The following is a 20675-nucleotide window of genomic DNA, read 5'->3' as shown; positions in this document are numbered from 1 at the left end:
GAATCATGACTGTCGCTCTGCGGTAGCCGGCTGTCAGCCTTCTCGACCTGCTCGCAGTGCCTGCCAGCTTATGACTGAACGCACGCCAAGTCTTGTCAATATCTTCGGTGGCAGTTTACTGGGGCCGGGAGAACTGCTGAAGTCATCGAGGAAGCGCGAGTGCGTGCCCGTTGCCAGCTCGGCTGCCAGGACGCCCGCGAGTGTGCTTTTGACGGTTCCCAGCCCGTTTTCGCAGCAGGCCGAGTACAGATTTTCCTCCACCTCGCCGAAAGCCGCTGCGCTGTTGCGGCTAAGGCAGAGACGGCCGGCCCAACTGAACTCCAGTGCAACGGCCTTCAATTCGGGAAAGCGCGCATCCAGTGACTCTCGCTGCTCGCGGGCAACCTCCGCCACGCGCGCTGCAGTGACCTGAATGCTGGGGTCATAGGTGAACCGGGTACGAATGACGATCCGTGACTGGCCCTGTGCGGAGATCTTGCGCACGGTCGCGCCCATTGGGTCGGCGGGCAAGAGAGCCCAGCTGTCCCGGCCCGTCCCGCGTCCTTTGGCAACATCGTCCCTGAAACCTGCCGTCATGGAGGCATAGGTAAATACATGCAGCAGCCGTCCCTGAAAGTGTCCGAAATCTTCAATGTGGCCATTGACCGCAAGAATCACTTTTGGCGCAGTGATGGCGCCCTTTGTGGAGCGTGCGGTCCAGTCCGCCCCTGATCGCGACAGTTCGATAATGGGCGAGTGTTCGTACAGACTGATTTTTGTGCTCAGACCGTCAGCCAGGTCGCGGATGTATTGCGCCGGCTGGATCACCACCGCGCCGGGCGTGAACAGTCCGCCGCTGTAATAGTCTGAACCGGTGATTTCACGCATCTGCGCCGTGTCGAGCAATTCGTAGCGCTCGCCGATGCTCTTCAACGACTTGGCGTAATTGATGTTCAGCCTGGCGCCGCGCGCACTTGCGCAGGCATTGATCTTGCCGGACGGATCGAACGTGGTCGCAGACATTCCGTATTCCTGGGCGGCCTTTGAAGCAAAATCAATGGCAAAGCGGTTTTGGGCGATTTCCCGTGATGTGGCCGACTCCCCGGCGACCGAATATTCGCCGGAGGAAAGGCTGTGCGGCACATCGATCATGAAGCCCGAGTTACGGCCCGCGGGCCCTTTGGCGATCTCGTGCGCATCGACGACGACAATGCTGTCGTCGGGGCGCAGTTGAGACAGTCTGCGCGCTGCGGACAGCCCGGCAAAACCGGCACCTATGATGAGCCAGTCCGCCGTCACGCTTCCATCAAGCGTGCGCACAGGAGTTGAACGAGTCGAAATCGCTTCCCAGCCTGAAACACCGGTGTCTACCGGAAGACGCTTGATGGAATGAGTGGTCATTTTACGGTCTCATCGACTGATCGATCAGACACATCGATCCAGATGGTTTTGATTTCGGTGTACTGGTCGTGGGCAAATACCGATTTGTCTCGACCGCCGAAGCCCGACTCCTTGTAGCCGCCGAACGGGGTCGAGGCATCGCCCTCGCCAAAGCAGTTCACCGTGACGATGCCGGCGCGGATCTCGCGTGACAGCTTGATGGCCTTGCGCAGATTGCCGGTATAGATCGAAGCGGCCAGACCGTACACGGTGTCATTGGCAAGGCTGATCGCTTCGTTGATCGTGCTGAAAGTGGTGACCGACAGCACCGGACCAAAGATCTCTTCCTGGAACAGCCGGCTGTCACGGTCAACGCCATCGACGACGGTCAGTTGTACGAACGCGCCGTCTTGGGTGTCGCCGCCGTAAACAATATCCAGGCCACCGGTATGGGCGTAGTCGAGGTAGGACTTCACTTTGGCGAAGTGATCGGGGCTGACCAGCGCGCCGACCCGGTTTTGAGGATCCAGCGGATCGCCCATTTTCCATTCGCGGATGTAGGCGCCCATGCGCTCCAGCAATGGGGCCTTGATCGATTCATGGACCAGCAGCCGCGAGGTCGCCGAGCAGTTTTCGCCCATGTTCCAGAACGCGCCGTTGACCACGTGTTCGGCGACCAGATCGAGGTCTTCGGCGTCGTCCATGACCACGGCCGGGTTCTTGCCGCCGCATTCGAGGACCACGCGCTTGAGGTTTGAATCTGCCGCGTAATGAAGAAAACGGCGGCCGGTGGCGGTCGAGCCGGTGAAGCTGACCATGTCGACATCCTTGTGCAACCCGATGGGCTCGCCGACGTCCTTGCCGGTGCCGGTCACGATATTGAGAACGCCTGCCGGAACCCCCGCCTCGAATGCGAGTTCTGCGACGCGCAAGGTGGTCAGGCTGGTCTGTTCGGCAGGTTTTACGATGACCGAGCAGCCTGCCGCCAGCGCCGGACCGATCTTCCAGGCCAGCATCAACAGCGGGAAGTTCCACGGCAGCACGCAACCCACGACGCCGATCGGCTCGCGAACCACCATGGTCAACGCATCGTTACCGACCGGAGCCGTGCTGTCGTAGAGCTTGTCGATCAGTTCGGCGTGCCAGCGAAGTGTGTGGATGGTGTCCGGTACATCGACCAACTGACACTCACGCACCGGCTTGCCGCTGTCCAGGCTTTCCAGCACCGCCAGTTCGTGACGATTGTTCTCCAGCAGTCTGGCGAACTTGAGCAGAATGTCCTTGCGCTCGCCGGGCGCCAGCAGGCTCCAGCGTCCGTCTTCGAAGGCTTCCCGCGCCTTGCTGACGGCGAAGTCCACATCTTCGGGGCCGCAGGCGGCCAGGTCGGTCAGGAATGCACCGGTTGCAGGATTGGTCGTGGCCAGCGTGCTGCCGGACAAGGCTGGCTTGAACGCGCCGTTGATGAAGGCGTTGGAAGGAAACGCCAGTGAGCTGGCGATGGCGGCATATTCATCCGCGGTAAGAAGATCACGCATGGCTGGCTCCCGAAGTGATGCGAGCGACAGTGCGCTTCACATTGGCGATGACGGTCTGAAGGCCGCGCTTGTCCTGCGCATTGAGCGGGCGAAGGGGGGCGCGGACGTCCCCGACTTTCAGGCCGTTCAACTCACAGCCGAATTTGATGCATTGCACGAACTTGCCGCCGTCCAGCGCATTCATCAGCGGCATCATGGCCGACATGATCTGGCGACCCTTGTCGAAGTTCTTCTCGATGACGCAGGCTTCATACAGCGCAACATGTTCCCTGGGCAGGAAGTTAGAACCGGCGCAGACCCAGCTTCTGGCGCCCCAGGCAAAGAATTCCAGCGCCTGATCGTCCCAGCCGCACGACAGGGCGATATGAGGAAACTCCCGGGCCAACAGGTGTACACGCCCCATGTCGCCCGAACTTTCCTTGATCGCCACAACGTTCTTGGACTTGCCGACACGAGCGAGATAGTCTTCGTTCATCTGTACGCACATGCGGCCGGGATAGTTGTACAACATGATCGGCATGTTGGCGGCGCGGTCGATGGTCAGGGCATGAATGGCATTTTCCTGATCGGTCGGCAGGGCATAGGGCGGCGTTGTCACCAGAATGGCGTCGGCCTTGAGGGCCTTCGCGTCCCTGGCAAACAGCACGGCATCTTCAGTGCGTATGGCGCCTGTACCGATGATCAACTGGACGCGTGAGCCTATGACGTCCTTGGCACGAGCCGCCAGCTTGAGGCGTTCCTCGGCGGTCTGTGCGTAATATTCGCCGGTCGAGCCACCGATGATGATGCCGTGCACGTTCGCCTCGATCAGAGACTCAAGAACGTGCGGAAATACGTTCCAGTCAATGTCGCCATCGGGCGTGTGCGGTGTTACCGCGGGTGTGTAGATGCCTTCGAATCTCAAGAGAGAGTTCTCCGAATAGTAAGGGCCGAACGTCAGAGTGCACACGACCTTGAGGTCCTGGGCTTTATAAGCAAGTTGTTCGTTATCGCGAGTGTCTATCGATGATCAGTTTATTAACGCTTCATCGTGCCGATCGGGCGCAGAGTGCCTGCAAACAAACCGTGTGTTTGTCTGATTCGAAACGTGCGCGGCACTGCAGTGACAAACAAGACAGCGTATTATCAAAACACCGTCTTGTCGTGATCGTCAGCCTACCGATTTAAGTTTGATCGTATCGTTGAGTCGGGTCTGCATAATGTCGCAATACCAGTCATCAAACTGACAGACACCGTTTTCAGCCTTGGACGAGAACGGGCCGGGTTCGTAGGCGGGCGAATTGACGCCAACCTGTGCGCCTTCAACCAGCGTGCGGTCCTGGTCATTGGTCGCCAGCCACACCTTGGTCAGCCTGGCCAGATCGTAATCGACGCCTTCCTGTGCAGTCTTTTTGACAATCCATTTGGTGGTGACGAGCGTCTCGTTCGGGCCGAGCGGCAGCACACGGAAGCTCAGCGCGTGATCACCCAGAAAGTGGTTCCAGGTAGACGGATAATTGAAGTAGAGCAGGGCGCCGATGTCGGCTTCGCCACTGTTGTCCAGTCGGCCGTTCACCGCAGGCTTGCCATCCATGGTGTAACTCACGGCACCCGAGGACAACGGGATTCGTGTGATACGGAAGCGTCCATCCTTGCCCATGACCAGTCGACTCGGCATGCCGGCGGCTTCACAACGGTCCCAGTGTGCGGCCAGCTCAGGATCATCCGCACCGCCGACACCCGCTACCGAAAGGTTTTCGACGAATGAGTTCATCAACTCCGGGTGCGTGCCGTCGCAGTGGTAGCATTCGCGGTTGTTTTCGAAGACCAGCTTCCAGTTGCCTTTTTCGATCAGGTTTGATTCAAAGGCAACTTTGCAGTCATCCAGAATATGCGGTGCGAGGAACGGCGTTACTGCGTTCTTGAAGACCGAAAAGTCCGGCGCGATAGTCGCCACGCAGACATAGATATAACTCTCGACGATTTCGCAGTGAACGGGCTTCAGTCCGTATTCGGACTTGTCGAAGTCATCGCCCATGTTGCCCGCAAACAACAGCCTGCCGTCCAGCTCGAACGTCCATTTGTGATAAGGGCATACCAACTTGGCGACCTTGCCTTTCGCTTCCGGGCAAACTTTGGAGCCTCTGTGCCTGCAGGAATTGTGAAGGGCCCGAATCTGGCCATCGGCGCCGCGCACAACGGCAACGGGATACTCGCCAATCTGCAATGAAATGTATTGCCCCTGTTTTTCGATTTCGAAGGTGTGCCCGGCAAATATCCAGTCTTTGTGCCACAGCTGATCCAGGTCCTGTTGGTAGACATCCGGATGGCTGTACAGCGCCTGCGGAAGTGCATGGCGAGGTTCGCGCTGAGCGATAAGTTTCGAAACCGTTGAGCGAGTATCCACGTTTCCTGCACTCCTTGAGTATGAAGCGATGCGCGTTCGCCGCTGACCTTCACTGGGCCCCGACGGCTTTTGTGAAGATTACGTGTAGAAATCGACGTGCAACAAGAAACATTTATGTACGGCAATGCATAAGCAAATGTTATCGATCGGGCAGGTCATGCCGCGATTTATTCGAGGGTCACGCGCCACCTTGGGCGTTGGCTCGCGGCGTCTGGAAGTAGGCGAGCACCCAGTCGCGCAGCTTGCAGCAGGCCGGGTCGCTGGCTCTATCTTCCTTGAAAGCGAGGTAATGCTGAGAGTCCTTGTGCACCACTTCATTATTGATCGGACGAACCAGCGCGCCGCTCTGGATCGATTCGGCGACCAGATGGCTCCAGCCCAGCGCGACCCCCTGATGGGCCAGCGTCATATTGAGGACGACATTGTAATCATTGGCGCTGAACACGTGAGGCCGGTCATTGGGGCGCTTCTCGATATCGGTGTCATGAAAGGCGAGCCATACGCCCCAGTCGATATGTTCGGCCACTTGTGACCTCCCATAGGGGCTCAGGTTGAGCAGCGCGCTGTCTCTCAAGCCTTCCAGAGTGGAAAGCTCAGGGTGCTGATCACGGTACTGTGGGGTGCAGACCGGATAAATCACGTCATGAAACAGCGGATAGCTTCGATAGCCACCCTGAAAACTGGAAAACTTGGTGATGAAGATATCCGGAGTGACGCCGGGCTCCATCGACAGGAAGTTTTGCGTGCTGATGATATTCAGGTTGATGTCCTGATGCTCGCTGAAGAACGCGGGCAGCTTGGGTGAAAGCCAAAGGGATGCGAATGCGGGCGAGCAACACAGCGTCAGCTCCGATTTGCCGGACCGATGCGCGCCGACGCGTCTGGCGGCCTGAGAGATATTCACGAAGGACAACTGCGCAGCATCGAAGAACGCCGAGCCAGCTTCGGTCAGTTCGACCGCTCGCCCGACACGCCGAAACAACTCGACGCCCAGGTAAGTTTCGAGCTCTCTGATCTGGCGGCTGATGGCAGCCTGAGTAACGCACAGGGCTTCGGCGGCACGGGTAAAACTTTGATATTTGGCTGCAGCCACGAAGGATTTCACGGCTTTCAGCGACGGCATTTTCAGCAGGGTGTTATCAGGATCGATGTGCTTAACCATAACGTGGGGTATCCAGTCTTGCCGAAAACGTACGAGTGTCGAACCGCCTATCAGGCCTCTCATCAGTGTCTGTGCAGGTCCATGCATGGCGCAGAATAGCCGATGGGCTGGCCTTCAAACAGACATGAACTGCTTTGGCCGTCCTCTGACGCTGTGTAATGACGACGAAAGGCAGCCGGGCTGCTCGATAACCTGACGTTATTGATTGACTGGACGAAATGTTGTTAGACGAACCCGGACCAAGGTAATAACTTTGTCATCACGGCTTTCAACCAGGAAAAGCCGACCGCCAGCACATAATAATAAGAGGTCCGCCCAATGCTCTGTTTTTTCCCTTCATCACGTTTGTCTGCCGCGATACCAGATGTTCATTCTGGCTGGATATAGCCCGGCTATTTTCCTGTCTCTCACAATGCTCGCAGAAAGGAAGGGACTATGAGTCTTGGTGACGAAATACTCTCGGTCAACAACATCTACAAAGTCTTTGGCCCACAGCCGAACGTCGCAATGGATATGCTGAAACGCGGCGCAGATAAAAACGAAATCTTTAACAGGACCGGTCAGGTCGTCGGTGTATTCGACGCAAGTTTTTCGGTCAAACGCGGTGAGATTTTCGTCATCATGGGCCTGTCCGGTTCCGGGAAGTCCACCATGGTTCGTCTGTTCAACAGACTGATCGAACCCACCAGCGGCACCATCCACCTGAACGGCAAGGAAATCACCGGTCTGTCCGATGAAGCACTGTTGAACGTGCGTCGCAAGGACATGAGCATGGTGTTTCAGTCGTTCGCATTGATGCCGCACATGAATGTCATCGACAACGCCGCTTTCGGCCTGGAAGTGTCTGGCGTTGCGGAAGGCGAGCGGCATGAACGTGCCCGTGAAGCGCTTCGGCAAGTCGGCTTGAAAGGCCGCGAATACAGTTATCCGCATCAGTTGTCGGGCGGGATGCAGCAGCGGGTCGGCCTGGCGCGGGCGCTTGCCAACGATCCTGCCATTCTGCTGATGGACGAGGCGTTTTCGGCACTTGACCCGCTCATCCGCCACGAAATGCAGGGGGAACTCATACGCCTGCAGGCCGAGCAGCATCGCACCATCATTTTCATCTCCCACGATATCGAAGAAGCCATCCGCATCGGTCATCGAATCGCGATCATGGAAGGTGGGCGCATCGTGCAGATCGGGACGCCTCAGGAACTGCTGTGCAATCCAGTCAACGACTATGTCAGGGCATTCTTCAAAGGCTTTGACGCCTCCAAGATTCTCCGTGCAGGGGACGTGGCGACACTGAGCCCGGAGCATCCCTACAACGCTGACTCGAGCAGGCCTACGCTGCAGGCGGATGCCGCGCTGCAGGACATTCTGCACATCGTGGCCAGCGCCGAGCACCCGGTGGCCGTTCTGGATGGAGATGGCCTGTTCAAGGGCACCATTTCCAAAAGTCTGCTGCTGCAGACCATGAGCCGTCACTGACAACGTCGACTGAGCGATTCAAAGGCTCAGCCCATCAGGTAACTTCCATGTCCGATTTCAGTTTTCTCGATCCGTTTCAAACATTCACCATTCCGCTTGGCCAATGGGTCGAGTTGATTCTCAACTATCTGGTGCATAACTTTCGGGAAGTGTTCCGCTCGATTCGCTGGCCGGTCGATCAGATCCTCAATGGCATTCAGTACGGCCTGCTGTCCATTCCACCCACGATTTTCATCATTGTGGCCACGCTGCTGGGATGGCAGGTAGGCGGGAAGCGCGTCGGCGCGCTGTGCTTCGTGACGCTTACGCTACTGGGACTGATCGGCGTGTGGAGTGATGCCATGACCACGCTGTCACTGGTGCTCACTTCATTGGTGTTCTGCGTGATCGTCGGCGTTCCGCTCGGCGTACTGTGCGCCCGCAGTGACCGGCTTGAACGCATCCTGCGTCCGGTACTGGACGCCATGCAGACGCTGCCGGCATTCGTCTATCTGGTGCCGGTGGTCATGTTGTTCGGGATCGGTAACGTACCGGGCGTTCTGGTCACCATCATCTTTTCCGTCGCCCCGCTGGTCCGCCTCACCAACCTGGGGATTCGCCAGGTGCCGGAAGACAAGATCGAGGCGGCACGTGCATTTGGCTGCACGCGGCGACAGATGCTGGTCAAGATCCAGCTGCCACTGGCCGCGCCGACCATCATGGCCGGTTTGAATCAGGCCTTGATGCTCTCGCTGTCCATGGTGGTGATCGCTTCAATGATCTCCGTCGGCGGTCTTGGCCTGATGGTTCTTCGCGGCATCGGCCGCCTCGACATGGGGCTGGCGACCGTGGGCGGTGTTGGTCTGGTGCTGTTGGCCATCTTCCTGGATCGCCTGACTCAGGCGATGGGGGAGCGCAGCAACAATGCGATCAGGAAAGGTGAACGCTGGTACCACACAGGTCCTGTCGGCCTGCTGTTCAGGCACAGAAAGACGTCCGACGCAAAACAACCTTCCGAGCCATTAAAAGAGCATTAAGTGCCAGGCAAAGGACGTTGGAACAGTTTGATTCGCTGCATACCTGCCCTCACACAATCCAGCAAGGTAGATGACTGATGAATTCCATAAGCCCCGGTATCAAATCCAGAGTGGTTCATTGCGTAGCAGCTCTGGCGATTGCGATTACACCGATCTTCGCCAGTGCTGCAAGTCAGCAAACGGGGAAAGGGGTGTCGGTCACGCCTATTTTTCCGACCATTTCCGAAGAGCGTTTTCGTGGTGAAATCGCTATGGCCGGTCTGAAGGAACTGGGTTATGACGTCAAGCCGCCCAAGGAAGCCGACTACCCGGCCATGATGCTCGCCCTGTCTTACGGCGATGCGGATTTTACCGTGCATGCCTGGGAGCAACTGCACGCCTCGTTCTACGCCAAAGCGGGAGGGGATGACACACTGGTAAAGGTCGGCACCATCATGCCGGGCGTGCTGCAAGGCTACATGATCGACAAGAAAACAGCGGACCAGCACCACATCACCTCCGTCGAAGACCTGAAGAAGCCTGAAATCGCCAAATTGTTCGACAGCAATGGCGACGGCAAGGCCGACATGACCGGCTGCAACCCAGGCTGGGGCTGCGAGGTCGTCGTCGAGCACCATATGAAAGCCTATGACCTTGAAAAAACCGTCACTGACAATCGTGGCTCTTACTTCGCGCTGATGGCCGACACTATTGCCCGCTTCAACGAGGGCAAGCCGATTCTTTACTTCACCTGGGTTCCTCAATGGATTTCCAATGTGTTGATCGAGGGACGGGATGTGGTCTGGCTGTCGGTGCCGCGCACTGACCTGCCTGGCGGGAAGAACGATGTCAACACGCAGTACAAAGGTAAAAACCTTGGCTTCGCAGTGGATACGATTCGCGCGGTATTGAATAAGGACTTCGCCGAAAAGAACCCGGCGGCAGTGAAGTTCCTGTCTGAAATGCAGATCACCACGGACGATGAGAGTGCTCAGAATCTGAAAATGCACAACGGCGAAAAGTCCGCCGCTGATATCAGGCGTCACGCTGCTGAATGGATTGCAGCGCACCGTGCAGCCTACGATGGCTGGCTGGCAGACGCCCGCGCTGCCGCCAAATAAGTGTTGAGACGACTCATGGGCTGCCCTTTGCGGGCGGCCTTTTTTATCGCCTGTTCATAGAGGACGTCACCATGTCCCTGAATTCATTCGTCCAGCAGTTCACGCTGAACGATGCACCTGCTGGCACGCGGCGGCTGATTGAAACCTGTCTGCTGGATATCATCGGTGTCGCTGCTGCCGCTCGCGACAATCAGACCAGCAGAGTGCTCAAGGAATATGCCGCAGCGCATTATCCTGCCGTTTCGCTGGCCAGCCGTCTGTGGTTCGACGGCCGTTCGGTGCATCCTCTGGGCGCTGCCTGGGCAGGTGGTTTCAGCGTCGACAGTCTGGATGCGCACGAAGGGCATTTCACGTCCAAGGGCCATGCCGGTGCGACAGTCATTCCCGCCATCATCGCGTTGGTGGATGCGTATTGCGAGCGAGGCAGGACGATCAGTGGCGAGGAGCTACTGTGCCTGCTGACGCTGGGTTATGAAACTGCGCTACGGGCCGGTCGGGCGCTGATGGCGACTGCACCGGAATATCATGCATCGGGTGCGTTCTCCGGCGTAGGCGTCGTCTGTGCAGGCGCCCGGCTGTTGAAACTGGATGAAAACACGTTCAATCACGCGCTCGGGATCGCCGAGTACTTCGGGCCCAGATGCCCGATGATGCGGCTGGTCGATCATCCTTCGATGCTCAGAGACGCACACGGCGCTGGCGCGCACGCTGGAATAAATGCGCTGCTGATGGCTCAGGCGGGCGTGACCGGTGCGCCAGCGGCAACGGTCGAGTCGGCGTCTGTTGCCGGTTTCTGGGAAGGGTTGGGTGAGACGTGGGAGATCGATGAGCAATATTTCAAACCGTGGCCAGTGTGCCGCTGGGCGCAGCCTGCTCTGACTGCAATGACTCAGCTGATGAGTGTTCACGCGCAGATTGCACCGCACAACATCGAGTCCATCGAGATTCAGACGTTTCATGAATCGGTGAGATTGCAGGGACATCGCCCGAACAATGCCGATGAAGCACAGTACGCGCTGGCATTCCCGGTGGCGGCACTGGTCGCGCGTGGTCAAGTCGGTGCAGACGAAGTCACCGGCGCTTCGATTCATGCCGCCGATATTCTGAGTATCAGCCAGAAAATAACCATCTGCGAGGCGGACGACCTGTCGCAACGCTTCCCCCACGAGATCCTGTCGCGGGTCACGGTGCTGCTCAAGGACGGCACCGTCCTGCGCAGTCCGACAACGCCTGCGAAGGGCGACCCGGCCAACCCGATGTCGGCCCAGGAATTCATTGATAAATTCCGCGCATTCTCGGAGCCTGGCCTGGGACTTTCGCGCAGCCGGTTGCTGGAGCAGGCCGTGGCGAGCCTGGTGGACAAGCAGGACTGCGAAGGGCTCCTGAACCTTCTCCTGTCACCTGTCACACAACCCGGCTCAACCTGAGTTCAGCAGCATTTCGGAGGGTTGAATGCCATGGCCTACGTGTTTGAAAGTGTTCTGAAGGATCAGAATCTGCGCTATTCGTCGTTCGGTAAAAATGAGTCGACCCCGAAAACGGCGGTACGCGTTGCCTTCATTCTCATGGATCATTTTTCCATGATGGCTTTCACCGGAGCCATGGATGCATTGGTGACGGCAAACCTGATGAGCAGCCGTCCGACGTTCGACATTGTCAGGGCAGGAATGGACGGCGGGGTGGCGCGAAGCGATCTTGGCATCACGATTCCTACCGATCTGGACGTGGAGCGTTTACGTGACCGTTTCGATCTGCTGATTGTGGTCGGCGGCCTGCGAGTCGAGTTGAAAACCAACGCTTGCCTGAGGCGCAAGCTTCAGGCCGCAGCCTCCATGGGGGCGTGCATCGGCGGGCTGTGGAACGGCGCGTGGTTCCTGGCTGAGGCTCAGGTCATGAACGGTTACCAATGTGCGTTTCATCCGGATGGACGGGCGATCATGACCGAAGCCTATCCCGGCGTCCGTATCTGCGACCGAAGCCATGTGATTGATCGTGATCGTCTGACCTGTGCGGGCGCCAGCAGCTCGCTGCGGATGATGCTGGCGTACATGCGCACCACCCAGGGCAGCGCGCTGACCCGTGCAGTGGAAGAGATTCTGGGGTGTGACGAGCATGAGAACGCCCGTGGTGTCTGCGCGGTCTCTGTCGACTCCGATCCGACCCTGCCCCAGGCCTTGAAGGTGGCGCTGGAATTGATGCAGAACAACATTGAGGAGCCACTGAGTCTGGATGATCTTGCCGCGTGCGCGGGCGTGTCGAAGCGTCAGCTGGAGCGGCGTTTCTATCGCTTCATCGGTGCAGCGCCCGGTCGTTACTACCTCGAGCTGAGGCTGACACGAGCCCGGCAGTTGGTGCTGCAGACCAATCGTTCCATCACCGACATTGCCATGGCCACCGGGTTTGTCAGCCTGCCGCATTTTCAAAAGCGCTTTCGTGATTTCTTCGAGGCAGCACCTGGCAGTTATCGGGCCACGTATCAGCTGCGCAAGTAGCCTCGGGAAGTTGCAGCACCCGTCCGGGATCGTGCAGGGCATCTGCGCAGACCTTTCTGCGCTGATGCCCTGCAGTCATCTGCGGAAAATCACAGCTCTTTCTTCAAATGCTTTTCGATCTGCTCAAGCGACTTGCCCTTGGTTTCGGGCAGGCAGAGGAAGACGAAGATCAGCGAGCCAATGTTGATCGCTGCAAACACGAAGAAGGTCGGATTGCCGATGACATCGACCGCGATGGGGAAGGCGAACGCCACCGACGCGTTGAACAGCCATTGCATCGACACGGCAACGCCTGTCAGCAGACCTCTGACCTGCATCGGGAACAGTTCCGACATGAGCAGCCAGTAGACCGGCGAGATGCACATCTGCATGAACAGCAGAAACACCAGAATGCAGGCGAGGGCGGCATAGCTCTGGGTCAGGTTCTGCGGCATGAACTGCAACACACAGCCGAGCGCGGCCTGCATCAGGATCACGATGACCAGGCCGGTCATCAGCAAATGCCGACGACCGTAACGGCCAATCGCCCAGATGCCCAGTAGCGTTGCAATCACCGAAACCACGCCATTGCCGATGGTGGCGGTCAGCGCAGCGTTGGTGCCCATGCCAGTGGTCTTGAGAATGATCGGCGTGTAGTACATGAACGCGTTGACGCCGGTGAACTGGGCCGTGAAGCCCAGGCCAACGCCGATCAGCAGCAGTTTGATGACCCAGCTCTGACGCAACAGGTCCTTCACTGCGGGGCGGTTGCGAGCCTGTTTGTCCTGAGCCTTCATCTCATCGACTTCGCGCTGGGCGTCTTCCTTGGTGTCGCGCAACTGTTCCAGCACATCCTGCGCGTCGTCAAAGCGGCCCTTGGACGCCAGCCAGCGTGGCGAGGGCGGTACGAAGAAGGTGCCGACCAGCAACAGCACGCCCGGAATCATCGCGATGGCCAGCATGTAGCGCCAGATGCCCGGCGTATGCAGCACTGCTGCCATGAAGGCGCTCAGCACGTAGGCCAGCAACTGACCGCTGACGATCATCAGTTCATTACGGCTGACCAGCCGGGCGCGACGTGACGGGCCAGCGATCTCGGCGATGAACACCGGTACAGTCGCCGAGCCGCCGCCCACCGCGATGCCGAGCACAAAGCGTGCGGCGATCATGAATGGAATCGACGGGGCCATTGCCGTGCCCAAGGCACCGAAAATGAACAGGATCGACAACAGACGCAGTGTCACGCGACGTCCATAACGGTCCGAGATATAACCGCTGGCGAGCGAGCCGAAAGCGGCACCAACGATGAGTGAGGCGGTGACCAGACCTTCGCTATAGGCGTTGAGCCCCAGTCCGCCCTGGTCCATGGGCAACGTCATGAACGGCAATGCACCGGCGATGATGCCGGTGTCATAGCCGAATGCGAGTGCGCCCATGGTTGCAACGAGTACTGAAATGAAGATCAATCGGCCGGGTGAAGCCTGCTTTCGACCCGGCTGGCCTGCCGCTGTCGAGGTGATGCTTGAAGACATGAATATAAAGTCCTTCACGTGGGACCAGCGTCGTGCCAGTACAGATGTGAGGCTTAGGGCGGTGTCGGCGGTGTGAGTTCCGTAAGAAAGAAAAATCGATTCAGCTTGTTAAGATTTTAGGTGTGGACAACAGGGTCATGATTGTCTTTTCAGGCGTCGGCGCTTGCCTTGAACACCAGGCTTGGGGCTTGGCCCGGCACGTCATCCTGGATGCCAATGCGCTGCATGCCAATTTTCTCAAGTACCTTGATAGAAGCCGCATGATCAGGCCGTACCAGCCCGTAGACATCAGGCAACTGCAGCGTTTCGAAGGCGTGGACCAGTCCCGCTTTACCCAGTTGCGTAGCGAATCCTTTGCCCCATGCGCTAACCGCGAAGCGATAACCCAGATTGACGCGCATCTCGCCCAGATAGTCGTGGTGTGCGATGCCGCCGAACCCAATCACCTGATCTGGCGAATACTCAGTAGTAACGGCCCACCAGCCATAACCCCGCAGGGACCAATGCTCAAGCCAGCGCTCCAGGACTTTTTCGGCATGAGCAAGGGGGCGCAACGGGCCTGCCGGATTGAACAGGTGGGTTTGTGGATCGCCGTAAATGTCGAAAAGCGCTGGCAAGTCAGCGTGCGTGGGTTTCCTGTAGAGCAAGCGTGAATGGCGTTCAGTCATTGTGTTGTCACTGTTGAGAGGCATCGGATGGGTGTACTGCAGTCTGATGAGACTGCACGAAATCCACAAAAGCCCGCAAGGGCGAAGGCAGGTATCGACGTCCGGGGTAGTAAAGATACGGCCCGGGAAAGCTCGGCCACCATGACTCAAGTACGGGCTCGAGTTCACCCGTGGCGAAGTACGGCTTGAGCCACTCATCGAACAGGTTGATGACGCCCAGCCCGTCAATGGCGGACTGTACGGCCATTTCCACACCGCCGCCGATGCCGAAAATCATCGGGCCGGTCGGATCGACGCGGATGGTTTCGTGCTGGTTTTCGTACTCCCAGATCGGGATCGAGCCGCTGGGGAACTTGCCTCGCAGGCAGGCGTGGTCGAGCAGGTCCCTGGGGTGTTCGGGGCGGCCCCGGGCGTCGAGGTATTTGGGCGAAGCCGCGGTGGCGAAGCGCTGAGTGCGCGGTCCGATGGGCACGGCGATCATGTCCTGCTCCAGTCGCTCGTCATAACGAATGCCCGCATCACACCCGGCTGCGAGTATGTCGACGAAGCTTTCTTCGACGATGACTTCGAGGCGGATGTCGGGGTAAGTCTGCAGAAAGGGCGTGATGATCGACGGCAGCACCAGTCGGGCGACGCTGAGCGGCACGTTCAGTTTCAGCGAACCCGAGGGACGGTCACGGAAGTCGTTGACCACGTCCAAAGCCGATTCGACTTCGCCCAGTGCAGGAACGATGCGCTCCATCAGTTTAGCGCCCGCTTCGGTGGGCAATACGCTGCGCGTAGTGCGGTTGAGCAGCCGAACGCCCAACCGGGTTTCCAGGCGGCGAATGGCGTCGCTGAGGCTTGAGGCGGATTGTCCGCTCAATCGCGCCGCTTCACGAAAGCCCTTGGCGTTGACGACCGCCACAAAGGCGAGCAAATCCTGAATGTCGGTTTTCATTGTTCTCCATACCGTACAACCCGTGCAGATTGCACCCGATTATCGTAGCAGTGCTCGGCGCTTATAGTGCGATTCACACCTTCAAGCGAGACGCATCAGATGAGCATTTCTAACAATACAGGCACCTTTCTGCTGGGCGACCTACGGGTCAACCGAATGGGTTACGGGGCCATGCAGTTGGCAGGTCCGCAGGTGTTCGGCCCGGCAAAAGATCCGGCGGCAGCGGTCGCGGTCCTTCGCGAAGCCGTTGCGGCCGGTGTCAACCACATCGACACAGCCGATTTTTACGGCCCACACGTCACCAACCAGTTGATCCGTGAGGCGCTGCACCCGTATGCAGAGGACCTCGTCATCGTCACCAAGGTCGGCGCTGTGCGCGGGGCCGATGCGTCGTGGAATCCGGCACAAGGCCCTGACGAACTGGTCCGCGCCGTTCATGACAACCTGCGCAATCTCGGGCTGGAGGTTCTGGATGTGGTCAACTTTCGGGCATGGGGTGCTCATCAGGCGCCTTCCGAAGGTTCCATAGAAGCATCGTTTACCGCACTTGCAGAACTGCAGCGTCAGGGGCTGATCCGTCATCTGGGTCTGAGCAACGTGACAGCTACGCAGGTGCGGGAGGCTCAAGGCATCGCGGATATTGTCTGTGTGCAGAACCACTACAACCTGTCCCATCGAGTCGACGAGCCCTTGATTGCGGAATTGGGCAGGCAGGGCATTGCCTATGTACCGTTCTTTCCGCTGGGAGGCTTCACGCTATTGCAGTCGGAAGCGCTGTCACGCGTAGCGACTGCAATGGGCGCTTCATCGCTGTGCGTGGCGCTGGCCTGGCTGATGCAACGTGCAGACAATATTCTGCTGATTCCCGGAACGTCCTCGGTGGCGCATCTCAAGGAAAACCTCAGTGCGAGTAGCCTGGTGATTCCCCCTGAGCTGTTGGCCGAGCTGGACAGGATTGCCTGACTAACGTGATGGCGAGGCGCTTTAACCCAATCGACCTTCCTGGCGCAGCAAGGCGCCAATGCGTTTGATCTCTTTCTCACCCTGATCAAGCGCAGCCTTGCTGGTGTGCACCGAGTAGTAGCCCATCACCAGATCGTGCGGATGCTTGATGGCTGAACCGAGCACGAACGACGTATCGCCATGAGCAACCAGATCAATCGCCCGGTCCGACTCTTCGAACACGGCGAGTTCACCCGTCTGAATCAGACCGTTGGCGTCCAGTTGTCCGGTGTTGACGGCCAGCCAGCCCACGGTGTGGCCAGCAGGGGGCGTGTAGCGCCAGTGCTCGCCGTCCTTGAGGGTGACCGCCAGGTAGTTCATGCCTTCGGGTGCCGGAACGGGGCTTTTGGCAGTTCCGTATTCGCCAAGCAGCACGCGCGCAGGGCCTTGCTGGGGGATTTTTGACGCGTCCAGGTAAACGCTCAGGGCCGGCCCGTTTTCCTGAGCAGCCGGCAGCGCAACCCACAGCTGAAACCCTGTCATCGGCGAGCTGTTGACGGGTTTGGCGTTGTGCCACACGCCGTTACCTGCGCTCATCCATTCCACGCCGCCTTCGGGCAGCACGCCGGATTTCCCCGTGGTGTCTTCATACGCTACCTCGCCTTCGATCATGTAGGTGAAGGTAGCGATGCCTGAGTGTGGGTGCATGCCAAAGCCTTTCTGGCCAGGTTCGGGCTTGAAACCGAAGTGGTCGAGAAAGACGAACGGCTTGAGGTGCTGACCCAGATCGCCAGGGCTCATCAGGCGGGTGATCGGTCCCTGGCGGGTGCCCGTGGTGCGATGGATGACCCGACGTGGAAGGGTGTTCACGGCAACGGAAGCTGCGGAATGACGTGGCATGGTGGAATCCTCATGAAGGAGGCTTTATCGCCTTGAGCCAAGCATATGCGCCTATTGATTGGTTGATTAGTTGGTATAGTCGGGATGGACCCATCCATATTTAAAAGGAATAGATCGGCAGATGCTTGACCTCAATGACGTCGCACTGTTCGTCCAAGTGGTACGCAACGGAAGCTTCGCGCAGGCCGCGAGGCAGCTTGGCGTGCCTTCCAATACGGTGAGCCGCCGCGTTCAGCAACTCGAGGAACAGCTGGGCGCGCGACTGTTGCAGCGCTCCACCCGCAAGCTGGTCGTGACGCAGACGGGGCAGGATTTTTTCGAGCGCTGCAAAGAGGCGGTGGACGGTCTGATTGATGCAGGGGAGCGAATCGTTTCAAGCGGCGAAATCCCCAGCGGCAAGGTGCGGGTTGCCGCGATGGCTGATTTCTTCGACTTTTTTTCGATGCAGTGGGTTGCCGATTTTCTTGCCCGATACCCGAAAGTGCAGCTGGAATTCGTCCTCGCCGATACACGCTCCGATCTGATCGCCGAGCGTCTGGACATTGCGTTCAGGGGCGGGCCATTGCTGGACTCGGGTTACGTCGGCCGTCAATTGATTCCGGCAGGTACGGAAGGGATGGTTGCCAGTCCCGGTTACGTTCAGGCACATGGCATGCCCGAAGGGCTGGAGGATCTTGTTGATCATAACTGCGTCAGTGCTGGCCATCCCAGCGGGCTGACGACCTGGCGGCTGGTCGGGCCGCAAGGCACCGAGCATGCCGTGCAGATGGCCAGCCGCTTCAATGCCAACACGGCCCAGGCACTGCGCCGGGCGACGCTTGCGGGTTTGGGGATTGCGTTACTGCCAGCGACTCTGATCGCGTCCGACCTTGGGGCGGGTCGGCTTGTGCCGATACTGCCCCGGTATCAGCGCACCAGCCATGGTCTTCACGTTTTGTATCCGAGCCGCCAGCATTTGCCGCTGGCGGTTTCCGCGTTCATGGAGCTGGTCATGGAGAAGCTGCGAATGAACGAGTTTCCTGCGCAGTCGATGAGCGGATGAACAGAGCAGGTCTCAAGGGATTCTGACAAAGTTGATGGCCGCCAGCGAGCCGAAGGGCAGGGTGGCCAGCCTTCCGCCGACGTCCAGCGCTCCCAGGTCAACCGGGAAGTAACCCGCGCTTTCGAGGATCCCGCGTACCACGCCCTTGGCGTCAGCGTCGTCGCCAGAATAGAACTGCACACGTTGCCCGCCCGCGATTTCCGGTTGTGTGAGCACTTGTACGTCCAGGTGATTCAGGGCTTTGACAAGCCGTGCGCCAGGCACCAGATCACGGACGACTTCACTTGAATGCCTGTCGCCAAGGTCGATGGCCTTGATGCCGTAGGCGGCCAGCGGGTTGCTCGGGTCGGTTGCATCCGGGGATTGCGGATCGAGGAATTCGACCGCGTTGGTGCCATCAATCACGATGCGATTGTTCCAGGCAGGCAGTGTGCTCAGCACCTCAGGCAGGGCGCTCCAGCGCAGGGCGATCAGCACGACATCGGCACTGGCCGCTTCTTCAGCCGTGACGGCCTTGATCAGCGGGCCGGTTTCGTCAGTGAGCGCCTGTAACGACTGCGGACCGCGGCTGTTCGCGATCATTGCCGAAACGCCTGCATTGGCCAGTGCGCGTGCCACGTTGGAGCCCAGGGCGCCAGAACCGAGAATGCCTATCGTCGTCATGCTAATTCCTGTCTTTTCGAGTAGGGGCTCAGGTTGAATCCGGACGCCCTGATGATCGAACGTTGGCTCGATCAAGTGAGACCTCATCGTATATATGTGTAACCGACACATCAACACTTATTTTTGAGTTATCTGCGCTTTGGGGTTTGTCTTCAATTTTTAGAAGGAGCGGGCGGGCGACTGTTTTTACAGTTCGAACGGTATCTCGAACTTGCCCAGTCTTGCGACTTCACTGGCAATGTCCGCAATGCTGACGGCGGCCAGCTCGGATTCCAGCGCTTCACGTGCGCGTGTCAATGCGGGCCGCAGGGCCTCAAGAATGTTGCCGCCGACGGCGCAGTTTTCACACGGTGGCGTGCGGTGCAGGGAAAATATTTCCGAGTCCTCCACGGCTCTGTACACATCGAGCAATCTGATGCTTTCGGCAGGCTTCGCAAGCAGTGCGCCGCCTCCTGCGCCGAGCTGAGAAGTGGTCAGTCCGGCTGCAGTCAGGCGCGACAGAATCCCTCGCACAACCACCGCGCTGGTGTTGACGCTGTACGCCAGATCCTCCGACCGCACAGGACGCCCGCCGCGAACGGCAAGCACGGAGAGGGTATGGACAGAGACTGCAAATCGGGTGCTGGTCGGCATTTCTGGGTGCTTTCGGTATGTTTCGGTATCGGCACATTACCGGCAATGCCCGGCAATTGAAAATCGCATGCGGTCGTCTGAGCTATTCGAGGCGATGTCCGTAAGTGAGAGTGAGGTGTGAAACAGGCCGCCAGCTGTGAACTGACGTCATAGCAGCTGTGCCCCGCCAGCTGTTTTCAGTGCACAGGTGCTGCTCTAACCTTTTTGTCAGCCGAGGTCACAGCGTTTGACGCTGATCGTGATCTGCGGAATATCAACAGAGAGGATGCACCGTGAATACCCCGATCAAGCCTGATGAACTCGCCGTTCCCTATCAACTGCCTCAAGTTCCGTTCATGACGCCGGACATGGTCCACCCAGGTGTACTGACCCAGTGGCTGGAGGATGACGAACTCTGGGTGCCGGTGACCCGGACCGTATCGTTCAAGCCGCTGTTGCTCAATACTGCCGGTGGTTATTACATCAATCTGTTGCGCGTGCGGCAGGCCGGCGTGTTGTCGCGCCATCGTCACAGCGGGGGCGTGCACGCAATCGTTCTCAAGGGTCGCTGGTATTATCTGGAGCACGACTGGGTGGCTGAAGAAGGCTCCTTTGCCTATGAGCCACCCGGCGAAACCCACACCCTGTTCGTTCCCGAAGACGTCGAAGAGATGATCACCTGGTTTCACGTGCAGGGCGGTTACACCTATGTCGATCCTCAGGGTGTCGCCGTAGGCTATGAGGACGTGTTCACCAAACTTGAGGCGGCTCGGGCCCACTATGCTTCGCTGGGCTTGCCGGCGGATTACATCGAGCAGTTCATCCGCTAGACGCGGATGCAGTGGCTGAACGCGCTTCGGCGCGTTTTGTCTTT

Annotated in this window: 19 protein-coding genes; 8 read left to right on the top strand and 11 right to left on the bottom strand. The window is 58.6% G+C overall.

Annotated features, from left to right (window positions below):
* Positions 1 to 33: 33 nt before the first annotated feature.
* The 5 genes from QRN20_RS08210 to QRN20_RS08190 all read right to left on the bottom strand — a co-directional run bounded on the left by QRN20_RS08210 (position 34) and on the right by QRN20_RS08190 (position 6442).
* Positions 34 to 1380, bottom strand: coding sequence for an NAD(P)/FAD-dependent oxidoreductase (locus QRN20_RS08210; protein WP_122517801.1), 1347 nt, complete (start codon positions 1378 to 1380; stop codon positions 34 to 36).
* A complete protein-coding gene (locus QRN20_RS08205) occupies positions 1377 to 2894 on the bottom strand; it encodes an aldehyde dehydrogenase (RefSeq protein WP_122500512.1) in 1518 nt (505 codons plus the stop codon). Before QRN20_RS08205 ends, QRN20_RS08210 begins: the two co-directional genes overlap by 4 nt.
* Complete coding sequence (locus QRN20_RS08200) at positions 2887 to 3798, bottom strand: dihydrodipicolinate synthase family protein (RefSeq protein WP_154972146.1); 912 nt, start codon at positions 3796 to 3798, stop codon at positions 2887 to 2889. Before QRN20_RS08200 ends, QRN20_RS08205 begins: the two co-directional genes overlap by 8 nt.
* Before the next feature lie 246 nt (positions 3799 to 4044).
* Entirely contained in the window at positions 4045 to 5280 is a 1236-nt protein-coding gene (locus tag QRN20_RS08195) for an aromatic ring-hydroxylating oxygenase subunit alpha (protein WP_285360115.1), read from the bottom strand.
* 178 nt (positions 5281 to 5458) lie between these two features.
* Positions 5459 to 6442, bottom strand: a complete 984-nt coding sequence (locus QRN20_RS08190; protein ID WP_162864087.1) for a LysR family transcriptional regulator — start codon at positions 6440 to 6442, stop codon at positions 5459 to 5461.
* Positions 6443 to 6877: 435 nt separating this feature from the next.
* Here QRN20_RS08190 and QRN20_RS08185 point away from each other — a divergent pair, with 435 nt between their 5' ends.
* From QRN20_RS08185 to QRN20_RS08165, 5 genes are all read left to right on the top strand, one after another.
* Complete coding sequence (locus tag QRN20_RS08185; protein WP_285360114.1) at positions 6878 to 7915, top strand: quaternary amine ABC transporter ATP-binding protein; 1038 nt, start codon at positions 6878 to 6880, stop codon at positions 7913 to 7915.
* Positions 7912 to 8931: a glycine betaine/L-proline ABC transporter permease ProW gene (gene proW / locus QRN20_RS08180; protein WP_269457933.1), complete on the top strand. Its 1020-nt coding sequence runs from the start codon at positions 7912 to 7914 to the stop codon at positions 8929 to 8931. The genes QRN20_RS08185 and proW overlap by 4 nt, the downstream gene beginning before the upstream one ends.
* A 77-nt stretch (positions 8932 to 9008) precedes the next feature.
* Positions 9009 to 10031 carry a glycine betaine/L-proline ABC transporter substrate-binding protein ProX gene (gene proX / locus QRN20_RS08175; RefSeq protein ID WP_285360112.1) on the top strand — a complete coding sequence of 341 codons (1023 nt, stop codon included), beginning with the start codon at positions 9009 to 9011 and terminating at the stop codon, positions 10029 to 10031.
* A 71-nt stretch (positions 10032 to 10102) separates the two neighbouring features.
* The gene (locus tag QRN20_RS08170; RefSeq protein WP_122509707.1) at positions 10103 to 11458 is read left to right on the top strand and encodes an MmgE/PrpD family protein; all 1356 of its coding nucleotides are present in this window, start codon (positions 10103 to 10105) and stop codon (positions 11456 to 11458) included.
* Positions 11459 to 11488: 30 nt separating this feature from the next.
* The gene (locus QRN20_RS08165; protein WP_088235091.1) at positions 11489 to 12523 is read left to right on the top strand and encodes a GlxA family transcriptional regulator; all 1035 of its coding nucleotides are present in this window, start codon (positions 11489 to 11491) and stop codon (positions 12521 to 12523) included.
* 89 nt (positions 12524 to 12612) lie between these two features.
* Here the strand turns inward: QRN20_RS08165 and QRN20_RS08160 are convergent, their stop codons facing one another.
* The 3 genes from QRN20_RS08160 to QRN20_RS08150 all read right to left on the bottom strand — a co-directional run bounded on the left by QRN20_RS08160 (position 12613) and on the right by QRN20_RS08150 (position 15642).
* Complete coding sequence (locus QRN20_RS08160) at positions 12613 to 14034, bottom strand: sugar porter family MFS transporter (RefSeq protein WP_029243438.1); 1422 nt, start codon at positions 14032 to 14034, stop codon at positions 12613 to 12615.
* 149 nt (positions 14035 to 14183) lie between these two features.
* The gene (locus tag QRN20_RS08155; RefSeq protein WP_122575503.1) at positions 14184 to 14702 is read right to left on the bottom strand and encodes a GNAT family N-acetyltransferase; all 519 of its coding nucleotides are present in this window, start codon (positions 14700 to 14702) and stop codon (positions 14184 to 14186) included.
* 7 nt (positions 14703 to 14709) lie between these two features.
* Entirely contained in the window at positions 14710 to 15642 is a 933-nt protein-coding gene (locus QRN20_RS08150; RefSeq protein ID WP_122575504.1) for a LysR family transcriptional regulator, read from the bottom strand.
* A 99-nt stretch (positions 15643 to 15741) separates the two neighbouring features.
* Here QRN20_RS08150 and QRN20_RS08145 point away from each other — a divergent pair, with 99 nt between their 5' ends.
* On the top strand, positions 15742 to 16605 hold the full coding sequence (locus QRN20_RS08145) for an aldo/keto reductase family oxidoreductase (RefSeq protein WP_122575505.1): 864 nt from the start codon (positions 15742 to 15744) through the stop codon (positions 16603 to 16605).
* A gap of 21 nt (positions 16606 to 16626) precedes the next feature.
* On the opposite strand, the gene QRN20_RS08140 is transcribed toward QRN20_RS08145, so the two are convergent.
* On the bottom strand, positions 16627 to 17484 hold the full coding sequence (locus QRN20_RS08140; protein ID WP_285360108.1) for a pirin family protein: 858 nt from the start codon (positions 17482 to 17484) through the stop codon (positions 16627 to 16629).
* A gap of 121 nt (positions 17485 to 17605) precedes the next feature.
* Between QRN20_RS08140 and QRN20_RS08135 the strand changes: the two genes are divergently transcribed.
* Positions 17606 to 18526 (top strand): LysR family transcriptional regulator, encoded by a 921-nt coding sequence (locus tag QRN20_RS08135; protein ID WP_154972149.1) that lies wholly within the window; start codon positions 17606 to 17608, stop codon positions 18524 to 18526.
* 12 nt (positions 18527 to 18538) lie between these two features.
* Here QRN20_RS08135 and QRN20_RS08130 read toward each other — a convergent pair whose 3' ends face one another.
* Together QRN20_RS08130 and QRN20_RS08125 are read right to left on the bottom strand one after the other, a co-directional pair.
* On the bottom strand, positions 18539 to 19189 hold the full coding sequence (locus QRN20_RS08130) for an NADPH-dependent F420 reductase (RefSeq protein WP_122490653.1): 651 nt from the start codon (positions 19187 to 19189) through the stop codon (positions 18539 to 18541).
* A gap of 186 nt (positions 19190 to 19375) precedes the next feature.
* On the bottom strand, positions 19376 to 19822 hold the full coding sequence (locus QRN20_RS08125) for an Rrf2 family transcriptional regulator (protein WP_004882045.1): 447 nt from the start codon (positions 19820 to 19822) through the stop codon (positions 19376 to 19378).
* A 272-nt stretch (positions 19823 to 20094) separates the two neighbouring features.
* On the opposite strand from QRN20_RS08125, the gene QRN20_RS08120 reads away from it, so the two are divergent.
* Positions 20095 to 20631, top strand: coding sequence for a 2,4'-dihydroxyacetophenone dioxygenase family protein (locus QRN20_RS08120; protein ID WP_122418004.1), 537 nt, complete (start codon positions 20095 to 20097; stop codon positions 20629 to 20631).
* The last annotated feature ends 44 nt before the right edge of the window (positions 20632 to 20675 follow it).

This window comes from Pseudomonas sp. fls2-241-TYG-175 (assembly GCF_030209155.1).
Taxonomy (GTDB): Bacteria; Pseudomonadota; Gammaproteobacteria; order Pseudomonadales; family Pseudomonadaceae; genus Aquipseudomonas; species Aquipseudomonas viridiflava.
The sequence above is the reverse complement of the archived record's forward strand: the minus strand, read 5'-3'. Positions and strand labels throughout refer to the sequence as shown.